At 43.9% G+C, this 17,371-nt stretch carries 16 protein-coding genes; 13 read left to right on the plus strand and 3 right to left on the minus strand.

Annotated elements, in window-relative coordinates:
- The first annotated feature begins 5 nt into the window (after positions 1-5).
- The 6 genes from tpiA (at position 6) to NRF22_RS04730 (ending at position 6,897) form a co-directional block, all read left to right on the plus strand.
- Entirely contained in the window at positions 6-740 is a 735-nt protein-coding gene (tpiA, locus tag NRF22_RS04705) for a triose-phosphate isomerase (protein ID WP_007744555.1), read from the plus strand.
- Between the two features lie 162 nt (positions 741-902).
- Positions 903-2,111: an ABC transporter ATP-binding protein gene (locus tag NRF22_RS04710; RefSeq protein WP_007744554.1), complete on the plus strand. Its 1,209-nt coding sequence runs from the start codon at positions 903-905 to the stop codon at positions 2,109-2,111.
- A gap of 102 nt (positions 2,112-2,213) precedes the next feature.
- The gene (gene eno / locus NRF22_RS04715; protein WP_007744552.1) at positions 2,214-3,560 is read left to right on the plus strand and encodes a phosphopyruvate hydratase; all 1,347 of its coding nucleotides are present in this window, start codon (positions 2,214-2,216) and stop codon (positions 3,558-3,560) included.
- 55 nt (positions 3,561-3,615) lie between these two features.
- Complete coding sequence (locus NRF22_RS04720; RefSeq protein ID WP_263779436.1) at positions 3,616-4,248, plus strand: NAD(P)H-binding protein; 633 nt, start codon at positions 3,616-3,618, stop codon at positions 4,246-4,248.
- Between the two features lie 67 nt (positions 4,249-4,315).
- Positions 4,316-4,759 (plus strand): CopY/TcrY family copper transport repressor, encoded by a 444-nt coding sequence (locus tag NRF22_RS04725; RefSeq protein ID WP_263779437.1) that lies wholly within the window; start codon positions 4,316-4,318, stop codon positions 4,757-4,759.
- Positions 4,756-6,897, plus strand: a complete 2,142-nt coding sequence (locus tag NRF22_RS04730) for a copper-translocating P-type ATPase (protein WP_412178716.1) — start codon at positions 4,756-4,758, stop codon at positions 6,895-6,897. Before NRF22_RS04725 ends, NRF22_RS04730 begins: the two co-directional genes overlap by 4 nt.
- A 42-nt stretch (positions 6,898-6,939) precedes the next feature.
- On the opposite strand, the gene NRF22_RS04735 is transcribed toward NRF22_RS04730, so the two are convergent.
- Together NRF22_RS04735 and NRF22_RS04740 are read right to left on the minus strand one after the other, a co-directional pair.
- Positions 6,940-7,380 carry a universal stress protein gene (locus tag NRF22_RS04735; protein WP_263779439.1) on the minus strand — a complete coding sequence of 147 codons (441 nt, stop codon included), beginning with the start codon at positions 7,378-7,380 and terminating at the stop codon, positions 6,940-6,942.
- A 70-nt stretch (positions 7,381-7,450) separates the two neighbouring features.
- Positions 7,451-8,035, minus strand: a complete 585-nt coding sequence (locus NRF22_RS04740) for a TMEM175 family protein (RefSeq protein ID WP_263779440.1) — start codon at positions 8,033-8,035, stop codon at positions 7,451-7,453.
- Between the two features lie 55 nt (positions 8,036-8,090).
- Here NRF22_RS04740 and NRF22_RS04745 point away from each other — a divergent pair, with 55 nt between their 5' ends.
- Positions 8,091-9,605, plus strand: coding sequence for an ABC transporter permease/substrate-binding protein (locus NRF22_RS04745; protein WP_263779441.1), 1,515 nt, complete (start codon positions 8,091-8,093; stop codon positions 9,603-9,605).
- 9 nt (positions 9,606-9,614) lie between these two features.
- Here NRF22_RS04745 and NRF22_RS04750 read toward each other — a convergent pair whose 3' ends face one another.
- Positions 9,615-10,841, minus strand: coding sequence for an MFS transporter (locus tag NRF22_RS04750; RefSeq protein ID WP_263779442.1), 1,227 nt, complete (start codon positions 10,839-10,841; stop codon positions 9,615-9,617).
- Between the two features lie 409 nt (positions 10,842-11,250).
- On the opposite strand from NRF22_RS04750, the gene NRF22_RS04755 reads away from it, so the two are divergent.
- The 6 genes from NRF22_RS04755 (at position 11,251) to NRF22_RS04780 (ending at position 17,367) form a co-directional block, all read left to right on the plus strand.
- Complete coding sequence (locus NRF22_RS04755) at positions 11,251-12,636, plus strand: UDP-N-acetylmuramoyl-tripeptide--D-alanyl-D-alanine ligase (protein ID WP_263779443.1); 1,386 nt, start codon at positions 11,251-11,253, stop codon at positions 12,634-12,636.
- A gap of 112 nt (positions 12,637-12,748) precedes the next feature.
- A complete protein-coding gene (locus tag NRF22_RS04760; protein WP_007744530.1) occupies positions 12,749-14,326 on the plus strand; it encodes a DEAD/DEAH box helicase in 1,578 nt (525 codons plus the stop codon).
- Positions 14,323-14,718: a holo-ACP synthase gene (acpS, locus tag NRF22_RS04765; protein WP_007744528.1), complete on the plus strand. Its 396-nt coding sequence runs from the start codon at positions 14,323-14,325 to the stop codon at positions 14,716-14,718. Before NRF22_RS04760 ends, acpS begins: the two co-directional genes overlap by 4 nt.
- A complete protein-coding gene (alr, locus tag NRF22_RS04770; protein ID WP_263779444.1) occupies positions 14,699-15,859 on the plus strand; it encodes an alanine racemase in 1,161 nt (386 codons plus the stop codon). The genes acpS and alr overlap by 20 nt, the downstream gene beginning before the upstream one ends.
- A complete protein-coding gene (locus NRF22_RS04775; RefSeq protein WP_007744524.1) occupies positions 15,852-16,208 on the plus strand; it encodes a type II toxin-antitoxin system PemK/MazF family toxin in 357 nt (118 codons plus the stop codon). The genes alr and NRF22_RS04775 overlap by 8 nt, the downstream gene beginning before the upstream one ends.
- 88 nt (positions 16,209-16,296) lie before the next feature.
- Positions 16,297-17,367 (plus strand): AEC family transporter, encoded by a 1,071-nt coding sequence (locus NRF22_RS04780; RefSeq protein WP_263779446.1) that lies wholly within the window; start codon positions 16,297-16,299, stop codon positions 17,365-17,367.
- The last annotated feature ends 4 nt before the right edge of the window (positions 17,368-17,371 follow it).

Raw genomic sequence — 17,371 nt, forward strand, 5'->3', positions numbered from 1 at the left:
GAAATATGAGAAAACCGATTATCGTTGCTAATTGGAAGATGAATTTTTTACGTGATCAAGCTGATCTTTTTTTGCAGAAACTGCTTGCTCGCTTAGGACATAACCAGACTGTCGAAGTTGGCATTGCTGCCCAAGATTTGTTTTTACCCGACTTAATTAAAATAGCGGACGACAGCCCTATTTCGATCGTTGCTCAAAATGCGCATTGGGAGAATTTCGGCGCCTTTACAGGCGAAACTTCTCCTAAAGCACTGGCTAATATTGGTGTTGATTACGTCATGCTCGGCCATTTTGAAAGGCGGGAATTGTTCAACGAGACCAATTCGACCGTGAATTTAAAAGTACGGACAGCTTTGAATGATGGTTTGGACGTGATTGTGGACGTTGAAGAGATGGAACAGGTCGAACCGGTTCTGGAAGGTATCACAGAAGAGCAGATGAAGGGGATCATTATTGGTTTTGAACCTACTTTTGCGATTGGTACCGGCATGTCAGCCAGTACCAAGGGCGCACAAGATGTTGCCCAGCAGATTCGAAAAACGGTTCGCCGTCTTTATGGCGCACCGACCGCACAAGCAATCAGAATTCTTTACGGCGGGTCTGTCGACAGAGATAACTTGGCCGATCTTATCGCTCAGCCGGATATTGATGGCAGCTTAGTTGGCAGGGCCTCGCTGGACTTTCAGACTTTTTGGGAACTGGTTAAAATTATGCAGCGCGCAGCAGTTGTTAAAAAATGAATGAAAACGTTTACATTAATTGCATTTTCTTTTATAATTAAAGCGTTTTTAGATTAACACGACATATTGATGCTAGTCTAAAATCATGAAACTCTGAGATGAATGGGAAGCTGCCAAGCGGTGGTGCAGCTAGCAAATTATGTCTTCCCCAAGGAGAATAATATGGTTGAAATGTCGTTGGAACACATACGCAAGATTTACCCTGGGCAGGTCGTGGCGGCTGTTCCTGATTATAGTCTGCAAATTAAGGATGGTGAATTTACAGTTTTTATCGGTCCTTCGGGATCCGGTAAATCGACTGTCCTGCGTATGATTGCCGGCTTGGAAGATATTACGAGCGGTGAATTCAAAATGGATGGCAAAGTGATGAACGATGTCGAACCCAAGAACCGCGGCATTGCAATGGTTTTCCAGAATTATGCGCTATACCCGCACATGACCGTCTTTGACAATATGGCTTTTGGTTTGAAACTGCGCAAAGAGCCTAAAGACAAAATTAAAGCGGCTGTGGATAAAGCAGCTGACCTGCTGGGTTTAACAGATTTTTTGGATCGCAAACCAGCTAATTTATCAGGTGGACAGCGTCAGCGTGTTGCACTGGGACGTGCTATGGTGCGCGATGCTAAAGTCATGTTGCTGGATGAACCTTTATCCAATTTGGATGCTAAGCTGCGTGTTGAGATGCGTTCGACGATTGCCAAACTGCATCAGGAATTAGGCAACAATTTTATTTATGTGACGCATGACCAGATCGAAGCGATGACGATGGCCGATCGCATTGTCTTGATCGACCATGGTGTCATCCAGCAGGACGGGTCGCCAGAAGACCTCTATAATCATCCAGGCAACAAATTCGTTGCTGGTTTTATGGGTTCGCCGTCAATGAATTTTTTGAACCTCACAGTGTCTGGTACTCAACTGGTTTCCAAGGACAAAAAAATCCAGCTCACAATGCCAAAAGGGACTGCTCATTTTCTAAAAGAACGCGGTTATGAAGGCAAAGAGATTATCTTTGGTATTAGGCCGGAGGATATTCACACAGAACCGATTGCCAAGGACACATATCCTGGTGATACTGTCAAAGTCCGTTTGGATCTTGTAGAACCTTTAGGTGCTGAGACGATGTACTATTTCCAGCTTGATAGCCAGCAGTTCGTCGCTCGTGTGGGCGCTAGAGAAATTTCACAAACAGGCGATGAGGCTGAGCTGACTTTTGAAATGCCCAATGCCCATTTCTTTGATCCCGAGACGGAATTGGTAGTTGTACCGGATGGCGAGACTGTTTATAAAAGCCCAACAAAAACTGAGTCGGACTTGGCCAATACCAAGGGTACGAAGCTGGAAGGCCAAAAGTTTTCTAAACGCTATTAAATTTGTTGAAACACAATCAGGTTTGATTGTGTTTTTATTTACATTTAGATTTTTCACATGTAAAGGTCTGTTAAAATATTAGGTGTTGCATGGAGGAAAATAATGTCATTAATTGCAAGTATTTATGCGCGTGAAGTTCTTGACTCACGCGGAAATCCTACTGTTGAAGCTGAAGTTTACACAGAAGACGGTTTCTTTGGCCGCGGAATTGTACCTTCAGGTGCATCTACTGGAGAGCATGAAGCTGTTGAATTGCGTGACGGCGATAAAAGCCGCTATCAAGGAAAGGGTGTTACAAAAGCCGTTGCTAATGTCAATGGCCCGATCGCCGAAGCATTGGTCGGCAAGTTTGATACCGCCGATCAGCGGGGCATCGACTTGGCCATGATCGCTTTGGATGGTACACCGAATAAAGGCAAGCTTGGCGCTAATGCCATTTTGTCAGTTTCGATTGCGGTTGCCCGTGCAGCCGCTGAAGAATCGGGTTTGCCTTTGTATCAGTACTTGGGCGGACCAAATTCTTACGTTTTGCCAACACCAATGATGAATGTCATCAATGGTGGCGCGCACTCTGATAACAAAGTTGATTTTCAGGAATTTATGATTATGCCTGTCGGCGCTAAGTCAGTTAAAGAAGCTATTCGTATGGGATCTGAGACTTTCCATAACTTAAAGAAGTTATTGGAAGCTGCTGGCAAAAATACCGGTGTTGGCGATGAAGGCGGATTTGCCCCTGACTTTGCCAACAATGAAGAGCCTTTACAATTCTTGGTCAAGGCTATTGAGGCAGCTGGTTACAAGCCGGGTGAAGATATTGCTTTGGCAACTGATGTAGCTGCATCTGAATTGTATGATGCTGATACCAAGAAGTACAAGTTGAAGTGGTCGACCGGCGAAGAGTTCACTGCACCAGACTTTGAAAAGTATATCGAAGGATTGGTTGCCAAGTACCCAATTGTTTCTGTTGAAGATCCGTTGGATGAAAACGAATGGGACGACTGGGTAACATTAACCAAGACCCTTGGTAAAAAAGTTCAGATTGTTGGTGACGACTTCTTCGTTACAAACACTGATTACCTGAAGAAGGGTATCGAACTTGGCGCTGCTAACGCGATCTTAATCAAATTAAACCAAATTGGTACTTTGACCGAGACTTTTGAAGCCATTGAGATGGCCAAAGAAGCTGGTTATACCGCAATTGTTTCTCACCGTTCCGGCGAGACTGAAGATACCACGATTGCTGATTTAGTTGTTGCGACTAACGCAGGTCAGATCAAGACTGGTTCGATGAGCCGGACTGATCGTATTGCTAAGTACAACCAGTTAATGAGAATTGAAGATGAATTGAATCAGGGCGAACCTGAAGGTGTTTCGGTTTATAAAGGAATCAATTCTTTCTACAACTTGGATGCTGCAGCAAGAAAAGAAATTCAAAGCCACAAAGGCTAATCATGTGTTTCATAAAATCGGACTTAACAGTTCGATTTTTTTATAAGGAGGAAAAATGAAAGTTGCAATTATCGGTGCTGCTGGACATATTCCACGTTTTTTGATTCCAATGTTAGAGGATCAGACAGATGCCGAATTAATCTTATTTGCGCGTCAGGCGACACAGCGTTTGTTGACTGACAGTGCGCCGCGTGTGCGTCTTGTCGATGGTGATGCCAGCAAAGCCACGGATGTGAAAATGGCCATCGCTGATGCGGATGTTGTTTTTATGGATTTTGACGATCCAATCGCGATTAAAAATGTGATTACAGTCATGGATCAACTGGGTAAAAAGCGTTTAATCGTTGCTGGACTACTTGGTGTCTATGATGAGGTAGCTGGCGCCTTTGGCAAATGGAATCAGATGATGATCGGATCTGGCTACCGCTCGCATAAACAAGCTGTGACGGAGCTTGAAAACTCTGATCTTGATTACACATACATGCGTATGACTTGGCTTTATGACCAGGATGGCAACTATAAATATGAGATCCAAAAGAAAGGTCAGCCTTTAATCGGAGCTCAAGTTGCGCGTCAGGCTGTTTCTCAATATGTCATTGATCTGATCAAAGATCCAAAGCTGGGCATTCGCGAATCCAACGGCGTTGTTGAACCAAATACTAATTTTGCCAAACCAAGTTTTTATTAAAGAATTAAACACTCGAAAGAGTGTTTTTTATTGACATTTTAGTTTACAAGTGTAGACTTTTAATTAGATGACAAATGTAAACTTAAAAAAAGAACCTATCTCAAACGCTGAATGGCGTGTGATGCGGATTATTTGGTCTCTTGGTTCGGCGACTACGGCTGAGGTAATTGAGAATTTGGACCAGCAGGAAGATTGGCAGCCTTCGACTGTTAAGACCTTAATGCGGCGTTTAGAAAACAAAGGCTACTTGACCGATGACGGTGTTGTTCGCGGCCGAAGTTTTGCGCCTTTAATTTCTGAAAGCGATGCCATGCTGAGTGCTGGGGATGATTTATTCAGCTCGATGTGTGCGATGAAAAAAGGCATGGTTTTAACACATTTAGTAGAGAACACGGATATTTCCAAGTCCGACATTGACGAAATGATCACTATATTGACAGCAAAAAAAGTTGATGCACCTGATATGGTAGCTTGCGATTGTCTGCCGGGGAAAGGAATGGCCTGCAAATGAGCATGGATGATATGAAAAATATGGATATGGGTAAATCTGATAGTGGTGAAAACAAGTCCATGGCCGATATGCATCAGCATATGGATATGCCCCCTAAAGCCGCTGATCACAGCCATAGTATGTCAGGAATGAAAATGGCTCACATGGATATGGACGTGGATGATATGAGCAGCCATGCCCAGCATCATGATATCCCAGGTATGAAGATGGATCATGCTGATATGATGGCCGCCGCCGATTTCAAGGGTAAATTTTGGGTTTCGTTGGTTCTCACAATTCCAGTTCTGCTCTTATCAAATCTGATGGGCCTGCTCAAAACGCCGATTATTCTTTTTCCGGCTTCTCAATGGCTCGCATCTGTGATTGCGACCGTCATTTTCGTATATGGCGGTGGTCTCTTTCTTCAACATGCTCGCATGGAATTACAAATGCACAAGCCGGCGATGATGAGTTTGATTGCCATGGCTATTATCGTGGCTTATCTTTATAGTGTATATGCCCTCGTTACGGGCATGGGGATGGACTTTTGGCTGGAGCTGACTACTTTGATCGATGTCATGCTTTTAGGGCATTGGATTGAGCAGACCGCCACAAATAAAGCTGGCAGTGCTGTTGAAAAAATGGCTGAATTACTCCCAGCTCAAGCCATTGTGATTCATGCTGGCGGTCATCAAATGCTGATGCCTTTGTCTACAGTTAAAATCGGTGATACGGTACTCGTTAAAAATGGTCAAAAGGTACCCGTTGACGGCAAAATTATTAGTGGTTTATCAGCGGTGAATGAGTCAATGCTGACTGGTGAAAGCCGGCCCGTGGCCAAAAAAGTTGGTGATCGAGTCATTGGCGGGTCCTTGAATGGGGACGGCAGTTTGCAAGTGCAGGTGACTGGTACTGGCGAATCTGGTTTTGTGGCACAAGTCATGGAAATGATTAGCAATGCCCAAAAGCAGAAATCGAAGTCCGAAAATATGGCGGATACAGTTGCTTCCTGGCTATTTTATGTTGCGCTGGTGGTCGGAATTCTGACCTTTGTTATCTGGCTGTTGGTCACACATGATTTTGACAGTGCGCTGCAGCGCTTGGTTACCGTTCTCGTGATTGCCTGCCCGCATGCTTTGGGAATCGCGATTCCGCTAGTGGTTGCCCGTTCCACATCGATTAGTGCTCAGACAGGGCTGCTCGTGCGCAACCGTCAAGCGATTGAAGATGCGACTAAGTTGGATACGATTGCTTTGGACAAGACTGGTACTTTAACAGAAGGTAAATTTGTCGTCAATGATTACAGCGATGATCGGACTTTAGCAATTATTGCAAGCTTGGAGCAGGCATCCAGTCACCCCTTGGCCAAAAGCATCATCAGTTTTGCTAAACATCAGCAATTACCCTTAACTAATGTTTCTGATTATAAAACCATTCCCGGCGCCGGATTGTCTGGTATAGTTGATGGCCAGCCATATCTTGTGGTTTCAGCAAAATATCTTAAGACGCAAGGGATCGCTTTTGATCAGCAAAAAAATGATCAATTAGAGGCCCAAGGAAATTCTCTATCATACTTGGTACACGCCGAAAAAGCACTAGCGTATGTTGCACAAGGTGATCAGATTCGATCCAACGCCAAGACGTTTATTGCTGCGTTAAAGACACGCGGTATCAAACCTGCGATGCTGACCGGCGACAATGCTGGTGCCGCTGCGCTTGTTTCGTCCAACTTGGGCATTGAGGATGTCTACCCGCAATTATTGCCTGATGATAAGGAAAAAATCATTGCATCTCTTTTAGAAAAAGGACATAAGGTTGCGATGGTTGGTGATGGTATCAACGATGCACCAAGTCTGGCTCGTGCTACCGTGGGAATTGCCATTGGTGCTGGTACTGATGTAGCAATTGATTCAGCCGATGTCGTTCTGGTTAAATCTGACCCATCTGATGTTATCCGTTTTATTGATATTGCAAAGGCCACGACTAAAAAGATGATTGAGAATCTGTGGTGGGGAGCCGGTTATAACTTAATTGCTATTCCGCTGGCAGCTGGCGTATTAGCTCCAATTGGTATCGTTTTATCACCGGCCGTCGGCGCGATTTTGATGGCTCTGTCTTCGATCGTGGTCGCAGCGAACGCTTTAACGCTGAAAGCCTAAAAACGGTCAAACAAAAAACGCGTCCAACAAGTGGATACGTTTTTATTTTGTGATCAGAACATCGATTTTAGCATTCCGGACAACAAAGGACGTAACTGAACCGATCAGCAGTTTTTCAAATTGATTTAAGCCGGTAGCACCAAGGATAAGCAGATCGGCATTATATTTTTTTGGAATCTGATAAGCGATCAGCTGTCTGGGAGACCCATATTCCACGTGAATCTGTACATCTTTGACGCCGGCTGCTATAGCCTCTTTTTTCAGTTTTTCAAGATCTTCTGTGGCTTCTTTAGTCAATTTTTCTAGAAAAGTATCATCGAAGGTGCCCATAGATTGCAGTGAAGGAGTATCAATCACATGCGTAATAACGAGCTTGGTATCCTCACCATGCAGCAGGGTCATTGTGACGGCTTTTTTGAAGGCATCTGTTGCTTCTTTACTGCCGTCGGTCGCAATTAAAATTGTATTGTATGCGTTTTCCATACCTTCAGTTTAAACACTTTTTAAAGGATTATCAATTCTCTGTTAGTGGCAAAATACTATAGTTATCGTGCTATTTTTCCAGTTTGTCGAGTTCTGGATTGTTGGACTTAAACGCCGTAATTGTAATCTCTACAGCAGCTAGAAGCAGCACGATTGGCGGCCAGAAAAATAAGATAATCAGCGATATTGGGTAAGCAATCCACCAGATAGAACGCAAGAATTTATATACGGGCATTTGCTTGATGGCCTCCGCACTTTCTTGATTGATAGCCGCGATTTGTTTGGAAAGATTTAAATAACTCGCCGCCCAAGCAGCATTGACCAATAAATAAAAAATGGCCGGCACCCTGCTATTGGGGTGTGCTCCGATAAAGGCTACTGCAAAGGGAATCAAGGATAAAGCGAGAACCCATAACATGTTTGACCAATAAACGTTTTTATTGATTCTTTGGGCAATAGCGAATAAATAATGATGGTTGTACCAAGAAACCCCGACATCAGCAAAAGCAATGATATAAGCGAGGAAGTAGACGCCATTTTCCTGCACTAAGGCTTGCCAGCTAGCGGTGTGAGGAACATGAAATTCCAAGACCATAATGGTTACCAATATGGCAATAATGGCGTCTGTGAAAGCTTCGAGTCTGTTTTTGTTCATGGGTCTATTTTAAACCGCTGGGATTTTTTTATTCTGACTTAAAATAAGGATATCTATGATCAATACTTTTTTGGATCGTCAATCACAATTTTATTTAGCTTTATGGCAGCATTTGCAGCTGACTTTCTTTGCACTCTTGATTGCTTCTTTGATCGCGATTCCTTTAGCGATTTATGTTTCTCGTCATGCTCGTCTCGTAGAATGGCTGCTGCAAGCTACTAGCAGCTTGCAGACGATTCCTAGTTTAGCTTTATTAGGCTTGCTGATTCCGTTAGTTGGGATTGGTTTTATGCCAGCACTGATTGCCTTATCTGTTTATGCTCTGCTGCCAATCTTCCAAAACAGTTATTTAGGCTTAAAAGAGGTAGACCCCGACCTTGTCGAAGCTGGCCGTGCTTTAGGACTCTCACGATTTGAAATTTTAAGGTCAATCGAACTGCCTCTGGCCAAGCCCGCCATTATTGCCGGCATTCGTCTGGCAGCTGTCACAACAATCGGTACAGCTACTTTGGCAGCACTGGTAGGTGGTGGTGGATTGGGTGATTTCATCTTGTTGGGCATTGACCGGAATAACACAAATCTGATTATAATTGGTGCCTTGGCCTCTACTTTTATGGCTATTTTGATTGGCTGGCTGATTAATCAAACGACCCGGCTGCCAAAACAATTAGCAATTGCGATGCTTGCAGTTGTGTCATTTGGCATGATAACAGCGACAGCTTGGCCGGCGCTGGCTAGTGGTCAGCAGGATCGTATCGTGATTGCCGGGAAATTGGGTAGTGAACCTGAAATTTTAATCAATATGTATCAGGATTTGATCAAGCAGTCAGATCCAAAAGCACAAGTTACCTTAAAAGCAAACTTCGGCAAAACGAGTTTTCTCTTTTCGGCGCTAAAATCAGATAAAATATCCCTTTATCCTGAGTTTACAGGGACAATCACGCAGACGTTAGCCAAAGAACCGATTAAATTGCCCACTGGCAGTGGTGCGGTACAGACTTATCAAGCAGCTAAAAAAGCCATGGCCGCACAACAGCTGACCCTGTTAAAACCGCTTGCTTACAATAATACCTATGGCATTGCAGTCAAAAAAAGTCTAGCCTTGCAATATCATATGAAAAACATTAGCGACCTGATTAATTTGCCAAATCCCAAAGCCGGCATGACCGGTGAATTTTTGGATCGGCCCGACGGCTGGCCAGGATTGGTTAAGAATTACCACCTGCCTAATATTCCTACCATTTCAATGGATCCTGATTTGCGTTATCAAGCCCTGAATGACAATCAAAGCAATTTAGTTGATGCCTACACAACGGATTCACAGCTGGCACAATATCATTTGGTTGTCTTAAAAGACCAGCATCACTTTTTTCCCGTTTATCAAGGTGCTCCTTTGATGAAAACACGTTTTGCAAAAAGCCATCCCAAGATTGTGTCCGCATTGAACCACTTGGCTGGCCATATTACTCAGGTACAAATGCAGCATATGAATTATCTGGTTAATGTGCGCCACTATTCGCCAGCACGTGTTGCAAAACATTATTTGAAAGTGACCGGCTTGTTGAGATAATGGCTTTGTTTAATTATTTGCGCGTACACGCAGAGGCTTGGAAAAAGCAAAGAAACTAGCCATATTCAACAGCATCATAATGCCGCTGACTATAAAGACGCCGCGATAATCAACGATATTGGCAACGAAGGAACCTAGCAGAGGGCCTAACACATTTCCCATGGCCAAAAAACTTTGATTATAAGAAAAGATACGGCTTGTAAATTCTTGTGGTGTTTCGTGTGCCATAATTGCTTGAATAGCAGGATTCATAGCGGCGTTGGTCAGGCCGATAAAGAGACGAAGCACAAATAAAATCCAGACGTTTGACACAAAGGCCATTGGTATCATTGAACAGACACCAAGCATAAAGCCGCCAATTAGAATTTTGTCTGATCCGATACGATCACCCAAGCGGCCAAAGCGCGGTGCAAAAATAACAGCGGTGATGCCTGGCGCAGCAGCCACTAAGCCGGCAATTACAGATAATTGGCTAAGGTGCGGGGAAATCAATTCGCGGACGTATTGAGATAGGATCGGGTTGATAGAATTTGTCACCAGGTTGACCACCATGGATGTGATAAACAAACCAACTGTCATTAATGGAAAGTTCACAGACTTTAAAGCAGAGGGCTGTTTACCCTGGGGTTTCTCTGTGATCAGAGTCGTTTTATCTTCATGAATTCCAAAAATGGTCAAAAAAGTCAGAATAAAGAAAATGATACCCGTTACAAAAAAAGGAACTCGGTAACCAAAAAGATTGGCCAAAATGCCTCCCAGCAGTGGTCCTAATAAGGCGCCTGATGTATATCCGGTCACAACAATGCCAAGGGAATGCCCGGCTTCTATTTTAGGTGTGTCTTTTGCGACCATGGCATTGGCGTTAGAGACATAGCCATTAAAAAAGCCCATTAGAAAGCGCAAACCGATTAAATGCCAGACACTTGTTGAAAAACCGGTCAGCGTATACACAATCGCCATGCCTAAGGCCGCCCGAATCAGCATCGGCTTTCGGCCAACACGGTCTGCCAGACGCCCCCAGATCGGTGATACAACGGCTGTCATTAAGAAGGTGGATGAAAAAGCAATACCGGAATAAAGGTTGACTTGGGAACGAGTAAAGTTGCCAAGACTTTCGGTGAAGAGACTCAAAAAAGGCAGTACCTCACCCGATCCGACCCCAATAATAAAGGTTCCGAACCATAGAATATAAATATTTCTTTTCCAACTTGGCAGATCGTTGAGTCTTTTCAGCATGCTTACCCCTTAAATCGTTTTCATATTTTTCGATCGCAAACAAGCTGTTTTTAAACTGAATGGTATTGTGTGGTTTATTTAACTGTTCGGCTGTATATTCATAAGGCCTTCGGCTGCTGGAGTTGTATGTTTGCAGCTCTTGGCACACGATACAACCGCTTGCTTATTTGTGATTTTGTTTGGCAAAAATCTTTCGATCTTCAATGCGTACTCAACAGCTGATCTGTTTTTTCAGCTGTTGATATGCTTTTGCAAAATATTTCATTGCGGCTGCACCCAGCTAATCTAATTATACGCTATTCAAATCGGTCCAAATAAGGCTTAATTCGGCCGTGGCTCAAGAAAAGTTGCCGTTTAGTTGTCAATACCGATAAAATTAAAGAGTGGCAATGAGAGGCGATCATTAACAATGAAATATTCACTTAGTCAGGTAAACGAGATTGTTCATGGCAGACTGCTGAATATTGATGAGGGAAAGGCCCGACAGCTTTTTGTCACAAGTGTTGATTTTGATAGCCGCCGAATTAGACAGAACGGTTTGTTTCTACCTATATCTGATCATGATCATCCAAAAATACATGCAAAATTCGCCGGTTATACAATTGCTGGCGTAGATGGCCATCTTTTTATTGATGCTGCTGCCAAAAAAGGCGCTGCAGCATCTCTAGCTGATCATTTTGTGGATAGCAAGCTTCCTATCATTCAGGTAGAAGATACACAGCTCGCTTTTTGGCAATTGGCAGCAGACTATTTGAAACGGATTAATCCAACTCGCATAGCCGTGACTGGCAGCAATGGTAAAACGACAACGAAAGATTTAATTGCCTCGATTTTGGCAACAAAATATCGTGTCCACCATACCGAAGCAAGCAACAATAACGAAATCGGTTTGCCAAAAACAATTTTAGATATGCCTGAGGATACACAGATTGCTGTATTTGAAATAGGGATGGACCGTCCTGGGCAGCTAACGGCGCTTTCTGGCCTGGTTCAACCAGACATCGCTTTGATTACGATGATTGGCGAAGCACATATCGCTTTTTTTAAAACGCGGCAGCGCATTGCAGACGCGAAAATGGAAATCATTGCAGGTTTAAAGAAAGACGGCACATTCATTTATGACGGGGATGAACCATTGTTAACGGCACGTGCTGGGCAGTTTGCTGGCAGAAAAATCACATTTGGCCTGGGAGCACAAAATAGATACAAGCTAGAACATGTGTCGTCGAATTCAACATTGTCGTTTGATCTCAATCAACAGCATTACCAAGTGAATTTGTTAGGTGCTTTTAATGCAAAAAATGCAGCTGCAGCAATTGCGGCAGCGGAGTGTTTTGAACTAGCCCCCTCGGATATTCAAAGAGGATTGAACCAGCTGCAATTGACGAAAAACCGTTTACAGCTTTTAAACGGCAGCCAGGGCGAGAAAATCATTTCTGATGTTTATAATTCAAACCCAACGGCGGCTAGAGAGGCGATTCATATTTTGCAGTCTTTTCCATCAAAGGGACATAAATTTTTGGTTCTTGGCGATATGCTTGAATTAGGGGATCAGGCTGCTGCGATGCACATGGCGCTCAAGGAGCCTATTCAAACCGCTGGATTTGATCATGTCTACTTAGTTGGCCCGCTCATGCAGAATCTGGCTCGAGATCTTAATGCGCCTCACTATGATCAAAAGTCTTTAGATCGTCTAACCACAGATTTAAAAGCGCAATTATCATCCGGCGATGTGGTTCTTTTGAAGGCGAGCCACGGTCTTCATTTGGAGAAAGTCGAACAATCATTAATATAATTTGCAAAACGCGAAGCAATCCCGTACACTTAACAGGAATGACTCGCTGCGTTGAGGCAACGGATTTTGCTAGCAGCACATTTACGTTTCGAAAATTTAGGAGATTATAATATTGAAATTTGAAGAATTTGGACTCAGTCCAGAACTTTTGGCTGCGGTCAAAAAGCATGGTTATGATGAAGCCACGCCGATCCAGGAAAAGACGATTCCTTTGATCCTGCAAGGAGTCGATGTTATCGGCCAAGCACAGACCGGTACAGGAAAGACGGCTGCCTTTGGTTTGCCAATCATCGAAAAGGCTGATCCGACAGACCCTCGGATTCAAGCGCTGATTATCAGTCCGACGCGTGAGTTGGCTATGCAGACTGAAGAAGAGCTGAATAAGCTTGGTGAAGAAAAACATATCAAGACACAAGTTGTCTTTGGCGGTTATGACATTCGCCGCCAGATCCACGCCCTAAAAGATCACCCACAGGTTTTGGTGGGAACACCGGGCCGTTTGATTGATCATCTGAATCGCCACACGATTGATTTGCGCGCTATTCACACGCTGGTCTTGGATGAAGCCGATGAAATGCTGAATATGGGTTTCTTAGACGATATTGAGACGATTATCCACTATACACCAGACGAACGCCAGACTTTGCTCTTTTCGGCCACAATGCCGGAAGATATCAAAAGGGTAGGTGTTAAGTTCATGGAAGACCCTGAAGAGATTCACATCGCTTCTAAGGGCTTGACCATTGACCTTGTTGACCAATATTTGGTTAACACTCGTGAATATGAGAAATTTGATGCAATGTCGCGGTTGTTTGATGTTCAACAACCGGAATTAGCCATTGTCTTTGGCCGGACAAAGCGTCGTGTTGATGAACTGACCAAAGCATTACAGCTGCGCGGCTATAAAGCTGCTGGTATCCATGGCGACTTGGACCAGGCTGCACGTATGCGGACACTCCGTTCCTTTAAGAAAGGCGAATTACAGTTCTTAGTGGCAACAGATGTCGCTGCTCGTGGTTTGGATATCTCTGGTGTGACACATGTGTACAACTATGATATTCCGCAGGATCCGGATTCTTATGTGCATCGTATCGGCCGTACCGGCCGTGCCGGACATCATGGCATTTCAGTCACGTTTGTAGTACGTGGTGAAATTGATTATCTAAGAGCCATCGAAAAACTGACGAACAAGCGCATGGCAGCTTTGAAGCCGCCTACAGCTGAAGAAGCCCATTTGGCACGTTTAAAAAATGCTAAGTCGGCTGCATTTGAAGTACTGGGCAAGACCAGTTTGGACAAAGTTGAGGACGAAGCTGCGGAACTTGCCGATCAGTATGATGGCAAGATTCTGGCAGCGGCATTGTTGAATGCTTTGTCAAAAGACAGTGAACGGACGCGGCCAGTTGATATTGCAGCAGAGAAACCTCTGCCGCATCGCCATGGCGGCGGATCGGATCATGGTCATAGCAGCAGCCACGGAAACCGTTTTTCTGGCAGCAGCCGTAGTGATAGCAGTCATGGTCGTGGCGGACGCGGTGGTGATCGTCGTGGCGGCTTTAAGAGCGAGTTTACGATTGACCGTGGCCACAAACCAGCTGATCGTCGTAACCAAAAAATCCAGGCACGCCCTAAAGGCGTTGCTAAGGCTGCACCTAAAAAACGTGAATTTAAAATTGTTAAAAAATCATGAGTTTTAGAATCGGTATCGATATTGAATCTATAAGCGACATTAAAACGGCTGTTGAAAAACACAGCCGTTTTTTGGATAAAGTACTGACCGAATCTGAAAAAAAACAGCTCAGTCAGAGGAAAGGCGCAGCCTACTACGAGTATTTGGCGAGCCGTTTTTCTGCAAAAGAATCTTATGCTAAAGCGACCGGATTCGGAATTGGCAAACACGTCAATTTTACAGATATTGAGATTTTAGATGATGAATATGGCAAACCGGCCATTAATGTTTTTCGTAAATCCCGCCTAATTAACGCAAAAAATTGTCAGGTTTCAATCTCGCATAAGCTAAAATTAGATTTGGTAGCTACTGAGGTATTAATCGAGGTTGAAGATGGTAACAGCAATTCATAGACCCACTTGGTTGAGCGTTGATTTGGACGCCGCCACACATAATTTACAGGCAATCAGACGATGGACTAAAGCCAAGAAAGTTTATGCGGTTTTGAAGGCTAACGGTTACGGCCTAGGTGCCGTGCAATTGGCTCAGGCTTTTGAGACGACAGCAGCAGCTGATGCCTTTGTTGTTTCAAATCTTGATGAAGCTTTAGAACTGCGGCAAGCTGGTATTGTTAGGCCAATTTGGGTACTAGGCGCCTGGGGGTATGAGGACCTGGATCTTTTCATTAAAAACAAGATCGTGATAACAGTACCGAGTCTTGACTGGCTGCAGCATCTTCCTATATTATCCGGGCAGCTGATGCTCAGTCTTGCCATTGATACTGGCATGACACGTATTGGTTTTGATCGGGCTGACCAGATTGCGGCGGCCAAACAGCTGATTGATCAAAACCCGCAACTATCTCTTTTTTCTGTTTATACGCATTTTGCAACGGCCGATGAATCCGGTGAGCAAAGTCAGCATTATTTCGATATGCAGCTGCAGCGCTGGCACGATTTAGTTGATAGACAAGGGTTTGATCCTGACTTGTTTAGTATGGCTAATTCAGCAACTTGTATCTGGCACGCCGGAGATCCACGGATTTCTTTTGCGGCTATCCGTCCTGGCCAGCTGATTTCTGGCGTGAATGTCAGTAACGGTGATTTGCCTATGCCTCGGGATTTGCAGTTGGAAAAAGTGTTGGGTCTCTATACGGAACTAGCTGATGTTCGTTTCGTTAAAAAAGGACAAGCTTTGAGTTATGGCGCCACACAAACGATGCCGCAAGACGGTTACGTTGGTACGATGCCCTTTGGCTACAATGATGGCTGGCTGCGGCGAATGCAAGGCAGTTCCGTGTTGATTAATCAAAAGAAAATGCCGATTTTGGGCAGAATCACGATGGACCAGACGATGGTGCTCTTGGATCAGAAATACCCGCTCGGGACGCGTGTAACGCTAATTGGCAAAGATGGTCCGGAGGAAATTACATTGGAGTCGGTTGCGGCATACTCGCACACGATTGTGGATGAGATTCAGACTACTTTAGCACCTCGTATCAAACGGATTTATACAGGTGATTTAGCCGAAGTCATTGGTGCAAATAATGGTTAGGAAAAAAGTTCCTGAACGCGGAGATATTTATTTTGCAGATTTATCCCCGGTTATCGGTTCTGAACAAGGTGGTGTCCGGCCGGTATTGGTTTTGCAAAACGACACAGGAAACATCAAAGCACCAACCGTGATTATTGCTGCGATGACTTCAAAATTGTCTAAAACCAAGCTGCCGACGCATGTTTGGCTGCCGGCTCGTGCGACGAAACTTAAAAAGCCTTCGATTATTATGCTCGAACAGATCAGAACGATCGACAAACGGCGTTTGCACGATTTTGTTGACACCTTAGAAGAAAAAAATTTGAATGATGTTGTTAAAGCACTTAAAATCAGCCTGAATTTAGACTGATTTTTTATTTTTGTCGTTTTTTTCACAAGTGATATGATACAATTGAATCTTATGTGTGAAGAAAATAACATAACTTGGAGAGAAGATTATGAATATTGCTAATGCGATTCAATCGACCTTTGAAAACATGAATGTTGTAAAGGCGATTGTTTCGACAATTTCGATTATTTTATTAGGTTTTTACCTGCGCAAGCGCGGGATTTTTGGTGAAAATTTTGGAAAAGTTCTGACTAAAGTTGTCCTGGCAGTCGCTTTGCCGGCCTTAGCCTTTAATTCCTTTATGCAGGGCATTGATTACGCAACATTTAAACAAAGTATGAATGTCCTGATATGGGGTATCGCCATTTATATCATTTTAATTTTTGTGACAAAATTTATGTACCTGAAATACGGTAAGGATAAGAGTGATGTGCTGCGTGTCCTAACTGATTTTGGTTCAACGACTTTCTTTGGTATTCCAATTGTGGCTGGCATTTTTGGGCCGACATCGAAAGCTGTGATTTATGCCTCAGTCTTTAATATTGGCTATCGTATCTTCCTTTATTCATACGGCTACATTAAGATGTCTGGCTTAAAAATGGAAGCGAAGAATATCAAACAGATGTTTTTAAATCCGATTGTGATTGCAACTTTTGCTGGTTTAATTCTCTGGCTGATTCAAAATGCTAGTTGGATTCCACATATGAATGTGGTTGATGCAGCCGGTGTCAAGAGCAGCGTTTCTTTTTATCGAATTGATTTGACCGCGCCTTGGATTAGCCAGCCACTGATTTATCTGGCCGGCCTGGCTTCACCTCTGGCCTGGCTGGGTATTGGTTCGACGTTGGGATCGATTTCCTTAAGTAAAGCTGCTGTTGATCGTGATTCCTGGTACTATTCATTTAATAAGGTATTATTGGTGCCTTTGATTAATATCGTGCTGTTGGCTATCCTGGCTCTTACTCACGTTCTGCCTGTGAGTGCTGATGCCTTGGAAACGATTGTCATCATGATGGCTACACCGACAGCTGCCGTTGCCTCGACTTACGCCATCGCTTTTGACCGGCAGGCCGTGTTGGCTTCTAACGCGTCGCTGCTATCGACAGTTGTCGCCACAGTGCTGATGCCTTTTTGGATCGTTGCTACGCAAATTTTAAGTGCGACAGGTCTGTTCAAATAACTAA

The sequence above is a fragment of the Oenococcus kitaharae genome (assembly GCF_025758695.1).
Classification (GTDB): Bacteria; Bacillota; Bacilli; order Lactobacillales; family Lactobacillaceae; genus Oenococcus; species Oenococcus kitaharae_A.